Here is a 12,852-nt window from a genome sequence, read left to right as displayed (position 1 = left end):
GAGTGCTTCGACGGGCGTCGCGCACCGCCGTTTTTGCACAGTGAAGTGCTTGCGAGGCGTGCGAATTCGCCCGTGCGGGTGAGCTCATCGAGTTCTACGCTGCTCAACAGGGCTCGCGAGAGCCCAGATCAACGAAGATCAGAAAGGCAAGGCATCGCTATGTCTGCAACCCCACCGGAGTCGCTGCTCGCCGACGACGAGCACCTCCAAGTTCTCGGCTACGAGGGCAAATTCGACCGCTCCATGAGCCTCTGGGCGAACTTCGCGCTCGGCTTCACCTACCTGTCGCCGCTCGTCGGCGTCTACTCGCTGCTCGCGGTCGCGCTCTCGACGGGCGGCCCACCCTCGATCTGGTGGATCGTCATCGTTGCCTGCGGGCAGTTGCTCGTGTCGCTCGTGTTCGGCGAGGTCGTGTCGCAGTACCCGATTCACGGCGGCGTGTACCCGTGGGCCCGCAGGCTCTGGGGCAGGCGCTACGCGTGGATGGCGGCCTGGGTCTACATCTGGGCAATGATCGTCACGATCACCTCGGTCGCCGAGTTTGGCGCGGGCTTCATTACGAGCCTCTTCGGCATCGAGCTCAACGCCGAGACGACGCTGTTCACCGCGCTCGGGCTGCTGCTGTTCGCGCTGCTCATCAACTTTTCGGGAACGAAGGGGCTCGCACGCATCGCGCGCATCGGCCTCGCCGCCGAGCTCATCGGCGTGATCGGGCTCGGCCTGTACCTGCTCATCTTCCAGCGCAAGCAGGAGTTCTCGGTGTTTTTCGACACGATGGGGGTCGAGGGTGAGGGGTCGTATGTTCCCGTGTTCCTCGCATCGGCGCTCGCCGGCCTGTTCCTGTTTTACGGCTTTGAGGCCTGCGGCGACGTCGCAGAAGAGGTGGCCGACCCGGCTCGCCGCATTCCCCGCGCGATGATGATGACGATTCTCGTCGGCGCGGTCTCGGCGCTGTTCTCGTTCGCGGGCTACGTGCTCGCGGCCCCAGACCTCGAGGGCATCGTGTCGGGCGAGATCGCAGACCCGATCCCCGCAATTCTCGAGTCGACGCTCGGCACTGTCGGTGCGAAGGTCTTTCTCGTCGTCACCGTGCTCGCGTTCGTGTCGTGCGTGCTGAGCCTGCAGGCCGCGGCCTCCCGGCTGCTCTACTCGTTCGCCCGCGACGGCATGCTCCCCGGCCACACCTGGCTCTCGAAGGTGTCGCCGCGCAGCAAGGTGCCGACGAACGCGCTCATCGTTGCCTGCACCGTGCCCGCGCTGATCTGCGTGCTCATCTACTTCAATGACGGTATTCTCGTGCCGGTCACCTCATTCGCCATCCTCGGCATCTACGTCGCCTTCCAGATGGTGGTGCTTGCCGCCCTCAGGCAGCGCTTCAAGGGGTGGCGGCCCGCTGGCCCGTTCTCGCTCGGCGGCCTCGGGCTCGTGGTGAACATCGCGGCGCTCGCGTACGGGGTGTTCGCCATCGTGCTGCTCGCGAAGCCCGACTCTGGCGGCACGTTCTTCCAGAACTACGTCGTGCTCATCGGCCTGGCGGTCGTGCTCGTATCGGGCCTGCTGTACCTGTTCACCGCACGCCCCGACAAGAAGTCGACGGCGCCAGAGGGCGATGCGCGCGAGGTTGCCGCCGAGATTCGGCGCCGCACCGGGCGGGTGGAGGTGCAGTAGGGGGCCTGCGCGGGGGTGGGTGCCGGGTGCGGGGTGCCGGGTGCGGGGTGCGGCCCGCTGCACTCGGCCCCTGCCCTCTGCTCTCTGCCCCTGGCCCTGCCCCTGCCCCTGCCCCTGCCCCTGGCCCTGCCCCTGCCCCTGGCCCTGCCCCTGCCCCGCTGCACTGCCTAGGTGATCTGCGCAGGGTCGGTAGCGTGGCGGGGTTTGGGGCCTTGGTTGTGCAGAATACCTAGGGAGCGCAGCGCGGGGTGGCCCCGGCCCCAAGCCCCAGGCCCCGGCCCCAAGCCCCAGGCCCCGGCCCCAGGCCGCCCCCAACCCCTACTGCCGGGCGAGCTCGAGCTCGTAGATCCCCATCACAATAGGCGTCACAATCGTGAGATACAGAATGCCGATGAACAGCGCATAGGTGAGGGTGAACCCGAAGCAGGCCAGCGCATTGCCACGCTCGCGAAAGTGCGTCACCACCTTCGTGACGAGGGCGGCCGGGTGCCGCACGTCCCAGCTATTCAGCCTGAGATAGCGGCCGAGGTACATGCCGAGGCCCACGAGCAGCAGCACGACCGCGAGCATAATCATCGAGCGGGGCCTGAAGAACGACACCGCGCGGTCGTCGAAGAGAATCACGCTGTACAGCAGTTGCGCCACGAACACGTTGACGATCGTGTTGATCACCCCGCTCATGGCGAGCGAGATCACCAAAATGATGTCGTACCACAGCGGCACTGGGTCGTCCTCGGCTCGGTGCGACTGGTTGAGCTCAGTGATCAGGTAGCTCGCGTTGGGCAGCATGAGCAGCCAGGCGACGCCGAGCACCGTCACGAGCGCGTAGGCGAGCACGCGGTTGACGGGAAGCAGCCCGACGAGCGCGATGAAGGCGAGCGCGAGCAGCAGAATCGGCAAAGCCGAGAGCATAATGTTCCAGAGCATCGGCCGATAGAGGCGGGTGCGGTAGACCGCGGAGCGCAGCACCACGAGGGTCGCGGCGTACACGTTGAGAATTGCGGCGCCGATGAAAAGAAACAGCATGCGACCAGCTTAGGTGCGGGTAGTCAGGTGGGCCCGCGTAGGCTAGAGGGGTGCCCCGTTTCATTCGCGTGATCGCCCCTGCCGTGCTGCTCGCAGCGACCCTCGCTGCTGTCTTCTGGGGGCTTGCGATCGGCGGGGCAGCGAACGAGCGCGCGCTCGCCGACCCTGGCACGGTCGTGCGCATTGGCATTCCGCTGCTGCGCACCGTCGTGAACATCGCGGTCGCGGGCCTCGTCGGCTCGTTGGTGATGGCGGTGTGGGCGTTTTCGGCCGAGCGCCGCGAGTACCGCATCGCGCTTGACGTCGCCGCCGGCTCAGCCGCGGTGCTCACCGTCGCCTCGGGTGCGACGCTGATCTTTACCTACAGCGACCTCGCCTCGATGCCGTTCTCGGCTTCGCCAGCCTTCGGCGCCGGTCTCGCCCAGTTCGTCACCGAGGTCGAGCTCGGCCAACTCTGGCTGTGGGAGCTACTCATCGCCGCAGTCACGACGGTGTTCGCGTTCGCGGTTCGTGGCCGCAAGCTCACGCTGCTCGTGCTGGTGCTCGCGCTGTTCACGACGCTGCCGCTTGCCCAGCAGGGGCACGCGGCTGGAGCCTCGGGGCACAGCCAGGCCGTGAACTCGCTGCTCGTGCACCTCGTCGGTGCGGCCGTGTGGCTCGGCGGCTTGATGGTGCTGATCTTCATCTCGAACTCGGTGAAGCGCGACCGGCTCGCGCTGTTGGTGTCGCGCTACTCGGGCATTGCGCTCATCGCATTCATCGCGGTGAGTGCGTCGGGCATCGTGAGCGCCTGGCTGCGCATCGGCACGTTCGACGCACTGTTCGGCACCGGCTATGGCAAGCTCGTGGTGCTCAAGGCGATCGCGCTCGTTGGCCTCGGCGCGTTCGGTGCCGCGCACCGTCAGCGCCTCATTCCGCGCATCGCGACGAGCGATCGGGGGGCGCGCGTGTTCGCGTGGTTCGTGGTCGCGGAGCTCGCGCTCATGGGCCTGGCGAGCGGCATCGCTGGTGCGCTCGGCCGCACGGCGACGCCGGTGCCGCTTGAGCCCGCCGATGAGGCTATTGGGGCGTCGCCCGCCGAGATTCTCACCGGCGACCCGCTGCCGCCCGAGCTCACGCCGATGAGTTACGTCACCGAGTGGAAGTTCGATCTCGCCTGGGGCCTCGTCGCGTTCTTCGGCATTGCGTTCTACCTCGCCGGTGTGATCAGGCTGAAGCGCCGCGGCGACAGCTGGCCGGTGGGCCGCACGATCGCGTGGGTGCTCGGCATGCTGTTCCTTTTCTACTCGACGAACGGTGCGCTCAACGCCTACGAGCAGTACCTGTTCAGCGTGCACATGCTCGGCCACATGATGTTCACGATGCTCATTCCGCTCGTGCTCGTGCTCGGCGCTCCCGTGACGCTGCTGCTGCGCGCGGTCGACAAGCGCAACGACGGCTCCTGGGGCACCCGTGAATGGGTGATGTGGGGGCTGCAGACGCCGTGGTCGAAGTTCGTGACGAACCCGGTGGTGGCCGCGGCGATCTTTGTGGGGTCGCTGTGGGTGTTCTACTTCTCGCCGATTCTGCGCTGGGCAACCTCGGAGCACCTCGGCCACCAGTGGATGATCATTCACTTCTTGATCTCGGGCTACCTCTTCAGCCTCACGATGATCGGGGTGGATCCGGTGCCGAACCGCGCCCCGTACCCACTGCGCCTGGTCATTCTCTTCGCGACGATGGCCTCGCACGCGTTCTTCGGCGTCACGATAATGACGGGAGATTCGCTCTTCCTGTCGGATTGGTTCGGCGCGATGGGCCGCACGTGGGGGGCGGATCCGCTGGCGGATCAAGCCACCGGCGGCGGAATCGCCTGGGGCATTGGCGAGCTCCCGACGCTCGCGCTCGCGCTCGTTGTTGCGGTGCAGTGGTCGCGCAGCGACACGAAGGAGCAGAAGCGAAAAGACCGCGCCGAGGATCGCTCGGGCGACTCGCAGCTCGAGGCCTACAACGCGATGCTCGCGGCGCAGGCCGAGCGCGACGCGAAGCTCGATGCGAAGCGCGACGCGACTCCCTAGCGCTGCGGTTCAGCGCGGGGCTTTCGTGTCGCAGGCGCGCACAGTAGTCTCTGACTACCAGGGGTGTCGCAAAGCGGAGGGGCCTGTGTGCAGGCACCGAAGCCAACGTCGCGGCAGCCGCGAACGTTGAGAGGGGCCAGCATGACCGGAGTCACGCAAACGGGCATCGAGATCGATCGTACGACGGAGGCGTCGCCCGAGGCGGTGTTCGCGGCGCTCACCGAGGCCGAGTCGTTCGCCGAGTGGTTTGGCGGCGCAGACGTCGTCGTGCCCGCCGATCGCCTGGATTTCGCCCCGGCCGAGGGCGGCAGGTGGCGCGCGCAGATGCTGCTCCCCGACAACAACACGATCGACTGGCAGGGCGGCTTCGTGCGCGTCGAGGCGCCCTCACGCTTCGACTTCACCCTGACGGATGTGCCCGGCGAGGGGGCGAAAGAGGTGCTCGTGACTGTCGCAATCTACCCGGCAGACGGCGGCGCCTCGCTGCATATGACGCAAGAGACGCCCGACTTTCCGCACGAGCAGAAGGCCGCGACGCTCCAGGGGTGGCAGCTCTTCTTCGATGAGGTGCTGCGCATCGCCGAGGCGGCCCGGTAGCGGGCCGCAGCGACGCTAGTTGCCGGGCGCGCCCTCGGTGGTGCCGGTGACGTCGACGCGGTGAAAGTTGAGGTGCGACCTCGATGCCGTCGGCCCGCGCTGGCCGAGATAGCGCGAGAAGGTCGCCCCGGCGCCGTAGGGGCGCTCGGCGGGCGAGGAGAGCCTGAAGAAGCAGAGCTGACCGATCTTCATGCCGGGCCACAGCCGAATCGGCAGCGTCGACACATTCGATAGCTCAAGGGTGATGTGCCCCTCGAAGCCTGGGTCGATGAAGCCCGCGGTCGAGTGCGTGAGCAGGCCGAGCCTGCCGAGCGAGCTCTTGCCCTCGAGCCGGGCGGCGATGTCGTCTGGCAGGCCGACGAGCTCGTAGGTCGACCCGAGCACGAACTCGCCGGGGTGCAGAATGAACCCCTCGTCGGGGTCGACCTCGACGAGCCGGGTGAGCTCTGGCTGGTCTTCGGCGGGGTCGATGAGCGCGTACTTGTGGTTATCGAAGAGGCGCACGTAGCGGTCGAAGCGCACGTCGACGCTCGACGGCTGCACCATCGAGGGCTCGCTCGGGGTGAGCTTGATGCGGCCTGCGCCGAGCTCGGCATTGATATCGCGGTCTGAAAGCAGCACCCCTCGATTGTAGCGGCACGGTCTGCGACGGCGCAGTGACCCGGTGGCGCAGTGCCGCTGTGGTTGGGGGCCGCCGCTAGACCGGCTCGGTGATTGTGAACAGCAGCTCTGCGAAGCGAGAGCCGAGCTCGTTCACGCCCTCGGGGGCATCGAAGCCGCTGAGCGCGCTCACCCGCACGGCCCGCTCGTACACGCCGGCGAGAATCGTGAGGGAGCGGTCGACGGGAACGATGAAGCGACGGCCTGCGGCGAGCACGATCGACTCGACGACGTTGCTGAGCTCGTGCCGAAACTGCAGGTTGAAGTCGACGTGCTGCACCTCGCCCTCGGGGTCGCGCAGCGCGAGCAGCAGAAACTCGGTCTCGAGCGTGAACCACGACGACTCGTTGCCGCTCGGCGAGAGGAACGCCGTCACGTAGCCGGCCGCGTCTTCGCGGGTCGGCGGGTGTTCGTTCGCGGTGAGGCACTCGGTGAGCTCGGCGGCCCGCACGCGAATCTGGTTCGCGCGCTGCTCGTACTCGCGCTCGAGCAGGGCGAGGAAGAGCTGCTCCTTCGACGAGAAGTTCGAGTAGAACGCCCCGCGGCTGAAGTCTGCCCGTGCGCAGATGCGCTCGACCGACGCCCCCTGAATGCCGACCTCGGCGAACACCTCGGCAGCTGCGTCGAGCAGCCGGGTTCGGGTCTCGCGGCGCCTGGCGCTCACGTGGTCGGCTTCGTGCGCCGAAGCTGGCTCGGTCATATCGCCTCCTCACAGTTTTTCAACAGGCTCAACGGATACAGTACTGTATCGAAAAGGATACACTCCTGTATCGAATGCCGCACCGAGGGGAACACATGTCTTCCGCACTCTACGCCCTCGGGCGCTGGGCCGCCCGCGCGAAGTGGTTCGTGCTCACCATCTGGCTCGTGCTGCTCGCGCTGCTCGCGACGGGCGCGCTGACGCTCGGCAAGGGCGCCGACGCCCCGATCACGATCCCGGGCACAGAGGCGCAAGACGCGATCACTTCGCTGTCGCACACCTTCCCAGAGGTGAGCGGCACGAGCGCGACGATCGTCGTGGTTGCGCCGGAGGGCGCGGATCCGGAGGCCGACCCGTACCGCTCCGCCGTGCTCGCGGCGGCAGACGACCTCGATCCGCTCCCCGGCGTCACGGGCGTGCTCACCCCGTTCGGCACAGGTGCAGAGGCCGCGGCGAACACCGAAATCTCGCCAGACGGCCGCGCGCTGCTCATGCGCGTGCAGATCGAGGGCGAGATGACGAGCGTCGACGCGCAGACATCGGAGGGCATCGCCGCCGCGACCGACGCGCTGCGCGACCGGCTGCCGGAAGACGCCGAGGTCGCCTACGGCGGCGAGATGTTCTCGGCCGCGGTGCCGGGGCTCAGCCCGACCGAGGCGATCGGCGTGGTTGTCGCGTTCGTCGTGCTCATCCTCACGCTCGGCTCGCTCATCGCGGCCGGCATGCCGCTCATCATCGCGCTCATCGGCGTCGGTGTGTCGATCGCGGGGCTTTTCTTCGTCACCGCGTTTGTTGACCTCACGTCGACGACGCCGATGCTCGCCCTCATGCTCGGGCTCGCGGTCGGCATCGACTACACGCTGTTCATCGTGAGCAGGCATCAGGAGCAGTTGCGGGCCGGGCTCGGCGTGCGCGAGTCGATCGCGCGGGCGACTGCGACCTCGGGCTCCGCCGTCGTGTTCGCCGGGCTCACGGTCATCATCGCGCTCGTCGGCCTCGCCGTCGCGCGCATCCCGTTCCTCACCGCGCTCGGTGTCGCTGCGGCCGCAGCGGTCGCCGTCGCGGTGCTTATCGCGGTCACGCTGACACCAGCGGTGCTGTCGATGGCTGGGATGCGGATCCTGCCGAAACGACACCGCCCGAAGCAGGCACCGGCCGCGGATCCTGCGCCAGCGAACGGGGCCCCGGTCGCGCCGCAGCAGACCCGCGCAGACAGGTTCTTCGCGAGCTGGGTGCGCGGCGCGACGAAGCGCCCGATCGTCACGATCCTCGCGGTGCTCATCGCGCTCGGCGTCGGCGCAATCCCGGCGCTGCAGCTCAGGCTCGCGCTGCCCGACGCGACCTCGCTCGCGGTCGACGACCCGGCGCGCGTCACCCACGAGCTCACGGGCGAGCACTTCGGCGAGGGCTTCAACGCCCCGCTGCTACTCACCGGGTCGATCATCTCGAGCACCGACCCGCTCGGGCTGATGGATGACCTCAAGCGCGAGGTCGAGCAGATTCCCGGCGTCGCCGAGGTGCCGCTCGCGACCCCAAACCAGGGGGCCGACACCGGCATCATTCAGGTGATCCCCGAGGAGGGCGCGCACGCTGCGAGCACGACCGAACTCGTCAACGAGCTCAGATCGCACCACGATGAGTGGGAAGACAGGTACGGCGTGAGCCTCGCCGTCACCGGCTTCACCGCCGTGGGCATCGACGTCTCGGCGCAGCTCATGACGGCGCTGTTGCCGTTCGGCATCTTCGTTGTCGGGCTGTCGCTCGTGCTGCTCGCGATGGTGTTCCGCTCCGTGTGGGTGCCGATCAAGGCGACCCTCGGCTACCTGCTCTCCGTCGGCGTCGCGTTCGGTGCCGTCGTCGCCGTGTTCCAGTGGGGCTGGCTGTCAGAGGTGCTGCAGGTGAGCTCGACCGGGCCCGTGCTCAGCTTCATGCCGATCATTCTGATGGGCGTCTTGTTCGGGCTGGCGATGGACTACGAGGTGTTTCTCGTCGCCCGCATGCGCGAGGAGTACGTGCACGGCGGCGACGCGCAGCGCGCGATCCACCGCGGCTTCATCGGCTCGGCGAAGGTGGTCACCGCGGCCGCGCTCATCATGATCGCCGTGTTTGCCGCGTTCGTGCCGGCCGGCGACCCGAGCATCAAGGTGATCGCGCTCGGCCTCGCGGTCGGCGTGTTCGTCGACGCGTTCATCGTGCGCATGACGCTCGTGCCGGCGGTGCTCGCGCTGCTCGGCGACAGGGCGTGGCAGATGCCGCGCTGGCTCGCGAAGCTGCTGCCGTCGTTCGACGTCGAGGGCGAGGGGCTCGCGCGCGAGCTCGCGCACGCCGAGTGGCCGGCAGACATGCCGGGCGCGCGCATCGCATCCGAGCGACTGACGCTGCGCGGGGCGGATCGCAGCCTCGTCGTCGCAGACCTTCGGCTGCGTGCGGGCGAGGCGCTCGTGCTCGACCCGCGCGACCAGGCGAGCCTGCCGCTCGCCAGGGTGCTGTCGGGGCGCGGCAGGGTTGTCGCGGGCACCCTCAAGGTCGACGGGCTGCTGCTGCCCGAGCGCGCGAGCTCGCTCAGGGCCCGCTCGGCCTGGGCTGACCCCGGGGCGCTCAGGCAGGCACTGCGCGACCGACCAGCGCTCCTCGTGCTCGACCTGCGCGATGCCGAGCTCACGCCGCTGCAGCCCGCGACCGTGAGCGACGCGCGCTCGGCCCTCGCCGCCTGGCAGGTCGAACGCGGCGCCGCGGGCGGCGCTGGCGCCACGTCCGCTGCGCCGCCGGTGCTCGTGGTGCTCGGCGCGCGGGCCGCCGCCGAGGCGTTGTTGCCCGAGGGCTGTGTCGCCGCGACCGCGCCGGGCAGCCGCCCGGCCTCGGCCGCTACGCACGAAGCCGCGACCGACCCGACCGACCGCCACGAACTGGAGGGCGCACGATGACCCCCGCACTCACGCCGCTGCGCGGCAAGCGCATCAGCTGGACGACACTGCTCGGGCTGCTGCTCGTGCCGCTCACCGTCGCAGGGCTGTTTCTCTGGGGGCTGTGGAACCCGAGCGACAGGCTCGACACCGTCACCGCCGCCGTCGTGAACCAAGACGAGCCCGTCGAGGTCGACGGCCAGCTCGTGCCGCTCGGGCGCGTGCTCGCCGCCGAGCTGATTGCGGGCGGGTCGGGCGACGCCGCGGGCGCGGGGCAGAACTTCACCTGGGTGCTCACCGACGCGGAAGACGCGGCGGCGGGCCTGAAAGACGGGCGCTTCGCCACCTCCATCACCATTCCGAAGGGCTTCTCTGCGGCCGCGACCTCGCTCGCCGGCGGGCCTGAGGAGGCGCGCCAGGCAACGATCCACATCGCCGAGAGCGACCGCGGCAGGCTGCTCGACACCGCCCTCTCTGGCATCGTCACCCAGACCGCGACCCGCGTGCTCAACCAGCAGCTCGGCGAGCAGTTCATCGGCAGCGTGTTCGTCGGCATGTCGACCCTCGGCGACGGCGTGCAGAGCGCCGCCGACGGCGCCGGCCAGCTCGCCGACGGCAGCAAGCAGCTCGCGAGCGGCGCGGGCGAGCTCGCGACAGGCACCACCGGCCTCGCCGACGGCGTGCAGCAGCTCTCGGGCGGCGCGCAGCAGCTTGCGGGCGGCGCCTCCGAGCTCGTGCAGGGCACTCAGCAGCTCGCCACAGGCGGGCAGGCGCTGAGCGGCGGCGCGGCCGGCCTCGCCGCCGGCGCGACAGATCTCGCAACCGGCACCCGCGCCTCGGCCAACGGCAGCGCGCAGCTCGCCGGTGGCGTGGAGCAGTACACCGGGCTCGTCAACGGCGTGCTCGACACCGTGATCGCGGGCGCCGGGCAGGCGCTCGAGCCGCTGCAGCAGCTCAGGGCGAGCATCGACGCGCTGCCCGAAGAGCTCTTTCCGCCCGAGTACCCGAAGGCCGACGTGCTCGCGACGCTCGACAAGGCGATCGCCGAGGTCAGCGGCGCGGCCGGCGGCAGCAACGAATCGCAGCTCGTGCAGCTGCGACAGGCCGGCGCCGACCTCGCGACCGGGGCGCGCGCGGCTGCGAACGGCCAGGCCGAGCTCGCCACGGGCGCCGAAGACTTCGCGGCGGGCGCCCACAGCTTCGCCGGGGGCGTGTCGACCTTCGCAGGAGGCGTCTCCCAGCTCGCGGGCCAGACCCCGGCGCTCGCCGCGGGCGCGCAGGAGCTCGCAGGCGGAGTCTCACAGGTCGCCGACGGCGCGGGGGAGCTCGCGGGCGGTGCCGGCAAGCTCGCCGAGGGCGCCGGCGCCGCTGCAACCGGCACGCAGGAGCTCGCCGACGGGCTCGTCGAGGCGGCAACGCAGATTCCGAAGTACACGGAGCGCGAGCGCGAAACCATGGCCGGCACCGCAATCGAGTCGGTGACGAGCGAGGGCGGCAGCGACGAGCTGTTTAACGCCTCTGGGGTGCCGCTGTTCGCCGGCATCGCGCTCTGGGCGGGCGCGCTCGCCGCGTTCCTCGTGCTGTCGCCGCTGTGGTCGCGCACCCGCGACGCCGCGAAGGGCGTGCTCGCCATCACGGCCCGCAGCGCCGGCCCAGCCGTGCTGCTCGGCGCCGCGCAGGGCGCGATCGCCGGCATCGTGCTGCCGCTCGCGCTCGGCTACGGTTTCGCGCAGGCAGCTGGCTTCTTCGGCCTCGCCGTGCTCGCCGGTGTGGCGTTCGCGCTCGTCGTGCAGGGGCTGTCGGCGAGGTTCGGCGGCTTCGGGCGGTTTGCGGCGTTCGCGCTGCTCGTCGTCGCGTTCGTCGTCGGCATCGTCTCGACGGTGCCCGGCCTGCTCGCAACCGTTGGCGACGCGAGCCCCATCGGCGCGGCCTTCACCGGGTTCCAGGCGATCGCCGCGGGGGCCGGAGGGGCCGGCGGCGCGGCGGCGCTGCTCGTGCTCTGGGGTGCGGCGGGCGTCGCGCTTACGGGGTGGTCGGTGGCGCGGGCTCGGCGGGGGTAGCCGGCCGCACCGGGTGCATGAGCGGGTGCTCCACCATGCGGAGCTCGGCGGCGGCCTCGGCCGCGTCGAGCAGCTCGTCTTCTTCAGGGCGCGGTTCGCGGCCGTTCGCGATCGCGAAGCCGAGGGCAACGAACGCGAGCGAGAACGCGAGAATGCCGAGCGGGTTACACAGCGCGATCGACATCTCGGCCGAGAACTGCGAGCCCGAGGCGTGGCTGATGATCGAATCGAGCTCGCCGCCGACGTTATCTGGCACGGTGAAGCCGAACCCGACCGCGCACACCCACGACAGAATCAGCGCGACCCACACGGCCCTGCCGGTGCGGCGCCCGCGCTGCTCGGTGACCGCCATGCGGTGCCCCACCCAGAGCAGCAGCACGGCGTAGGTGAGCCCAATGGCCGGCACGTACCACCAGGTGAGGCTGCCGCCGATGCCGAAGAACCAACGTCCGGCCGACATCCACACCGCGAGCACCAGGCCCATAACGGTGACGAACACACTCTTCACGCTGATCTCCCATCGCAACACGCGCTCCGTGCGGGCCCGCGAATGCGACCGCAGCTCGCCGCAACCTTACCAAGCCGGGCGCTGGCGAACCGGAGAGGTCGGGGTGCTCGTTTGCCTGTGGGCTTGGCGGTGTGCGCGGTCGTGTGCTTGGCGGCGTGCGCGGCAGCGTTCGCGGCACGCCCGGGAGCACCTCACCGAATTCGCATTCGAACCAACAAGGTGGTACGCTCTAACGGTTGTCACGCTCGCGTGGCTACGCCCTGATAGCTCAGCGGTAGAGCACTTCCATGGTAAGGAAGGGGTCCCGGGTTCAAGTCCCGGTCGGGGCTCTGGCTTGTTTCTCTCACGGGAGATCATGGCTGAGTAGCTCAGCTGGTTAGAGCGCACGACTCATAATCGTGAGGTCGCGGGATCGAGCCCCGCCTCAGCTACGACAAGCCGCAGCTAAAACCCCTGGTCAAGCCGGGGGTTTTGTTGTTTCTGCCGGGCTATCGGCCAAAACGTGTGGATGGCGTTGGGCGTGTCTCACCCTCTCCCTGCCCAACCGCTGCGGATCCAGAGCCCTTCACCCGCGTCAAGACCCACGTCATACGAGGGCTATCGGCGGGCTATCGGCCAAAACGTGTGGATGGCGTTGGGCGTGTCTCACCCTCTCCCTGCCCAACCGCTGCGG

The 12,852-nt window shown here is 69.3% G+C and carries 9 protein-coding genes and 2 tRNA genes; 7 read left to right on the top strand and 4 right to left on the bottom strand.

Annotation, left to right across the window (positions count from 1 at the left end; translation table 11 throughout):
- Positions 1-159: 159 nt before the first annotated feature.
- Positions 160-1,668, top strand: coding sequence for an APC family permease (locus ABD115_RS08690; protein WP_343960310.1), 1,509 nt, complete (start codon positions 160-162; stop codon positions 1,666-1,668).
- 318 nt (positions 1,669-1,986) lie between these two features.
- Here the strand turns inward: ABD115_RS08690 and ABD115_RS08685 are convergent, their stop codons facing one another.
- Positions 1,987-2,694, bottom strand: a complete 708-nt coding sequence (locus tag ABD115_RS08685) for a DUF1361 domain-containing protein (protein WP_343960308.1) — start codon at positions 2,692-2,694, stop codon at positions 1,987-1,989.
- Between the two features lie 50 nt (positions 2,695-2,744).
- Between ABD115_RS08685 and ABD115_RS08680 the strand changes: the two genes are divergently transcribed.
- Both ABD115_RS08680 and ABD115_RS08675 read left to right on the top strand, forming a co-directional pair.
- Positions 2,745-4,751 carry a bifunctional copper resistance protein CopD/cytochrome c oxidase assembly protein gene (locus ABD115_RS08680; protein ID WP_343960306.1) on the top strand — a complete coding sequence of 669 codons (2,007 nt, stop codon included), beginning with the start codon at positions 2,745-2,747 and terminating at the stop codon, positions 4,749-4,751.
- A gap of 141 nt (positions 4,752-4,892) precedes the next feature.
- Positions 4,893-5,348: an SRPBCC family protein gene (locus ABD115_RS08675; RefSeq protein WP_343960305.1), complete on the top strand. Its 456-nt coding sequence runs from the start codon at positions 4,893-4,895 to the stop codon at positions 5,346-5,348.
- Between the two features lie 15 nt (positions 5,349-5,363).
- Here the strand turns inward: ABD115_RS08675 and dcd are convergent, their stop codons facing one another.
- Together dcd and ABD115_RS08665 are read right to left on the bottom strand one after the other, a co-directional pair.
- The gene (dcd, locus tag ABD115_RS08670; protein WP_343960304.1) at positions 5,364-5,969 is read right to left on the bottom strand and encodes a dCTP deaminase; all 606 of its coding nucleotides are present in this window, start codon (positions 5,967-5,969) and stop codon (positions 5,364-5,366) included.
- Positions 5,970-6,045: 76 nt separating this feature from the next.
- Positions 6,046-6,708 carry a TetR/AcrR family transcriptional regulator gene (locus ABD115_RS08665; protein WP_343960303.1) on the bottom strand — a complete coding sequence of 221 codons (663 nt, stop codon included), beginning with the start codon at positions 6,706-6,708 and terminating at the stop codon, positions 6,046-6,048.
- A gap of 95 nt (positions 6,709-6,803) precedes the next feature.
- Between ABD115_RS08665 and ABD115_RS08660 the strand changes: the two genes are divergently transcribed.
- A complete protein-coding gene (locus ABD115_RS08660; RefSeq protein WP_343960301.1) occupies positions 6,804-9,632 on the top strand; it encodes an MMPL family transporter in 2,829 nt (942 codons plus the stop codon).
- Entirely contained in the window at positions 9,629-11,671 is a 2,043-nt protein-coding gene (locus ABD115_RS08655) for a YhgE/Pip family protein (RefSeq protein WP_343960300.1), read from the top strand. The genes ABD115_RS08660 and ABD115_RS08655 overlap by 4 nt, the downstream gene beginning before the upstream one ends.
- On the opposite strand, the gene ABD115_RS08650 is transcribed toward ABD115_RS08655, so the two are convergent.
- Entirely contained in the window at positions 11,634-12,179 is a 546-nt protein-coding gene (locus ABD115_RS08650; protein ID WP_343960299.1) for a hypothetical protein, read from the bottom strand. The two genes, ABD115_RS08655 and ABD115_RS08650, sit on opposite strands and share 38 nt — an antisense overlap.
- Before the next feature lie 257 nt (positions 12,180-12,436).
- On the opposite strand from ABD115_RS08650, the gene ABD115_RS08645 reads away from it, so the two are divergent.
- A tRNA-Thr gene (locus ABD115_RS08645) sits at positions 12,437-12,508 on the top strand.
- Between the two features lie 28 nt (positions 12,509-12,536).
- Positions 12,537-12,610, top strand: a tRNA-Met gene (locus ABD115_RS08640).
- Positions 12,611-12,852: the final 242 nt, after the last annotated feature.

The sequence above is a fragment of the Leucobacter albus genome (assembly GCF_039528015.1).
Lineage (GTDB): Bacteria > Actinomycetota > Actinomycetes > Actinomycetales > Microbacteriaceae > Leucobacter > Leucobacter albus.
The sequence above is the reverse complement of the archived record's forward strand: the minus strand, read 5'-3'. Positions and strand labels throughout refer to the sequence as shown.

What these genes read in the sequence shown, in the direction of transcription:
- ABD115_RS08690 (WP_343960310.1), top strand. Translation starts at nt 160, where the DNA reads ATGTCTGCAACCCCACCGGAGTCGCTGCTCGCCGACGACGAGCACCTC.
- ABD115_RS08685 (WP_343960308.1), bottom strand. Translation starts at nt 2,694, where the DNA reads ATGCTGTTTCTTTTCATCGGCGCCGCAATTCTCAACGTGTACGCCGCG.
- ABD115_RS08675 (WP_343960305.1), top strand. Translation starts at nt 4,893, where the DNA reads ATGACCGGAGTCACGCAAACGGGCATCGAGATCGATCGTACGACGGAG.
- ABD115_RS08665 (WP_343960303.1), bottom strand. Translation starts at nt 6,708, where the DNA reads ATGACCGAGCCAGCTTCGGCGCACGAAGCCGACCACGTGAGCGCCAGG.
- ABD115_RS08660 (WP_343960301.1), top strand. Translation starts at nt 6,804, where the DNA reads ATGTCTTCCGCACTCTACGCCCTCGGGCGCTGGGCCGCCCGCGCGAAG.
- ABD115_RS08655 (WP_343960300.1), top strand. Translation starts at nt 9,629, where the DNA reads ATGACCCCCGCACTCACGCCGCTGCGCGGCAAGCGCATCAGCTGGACG.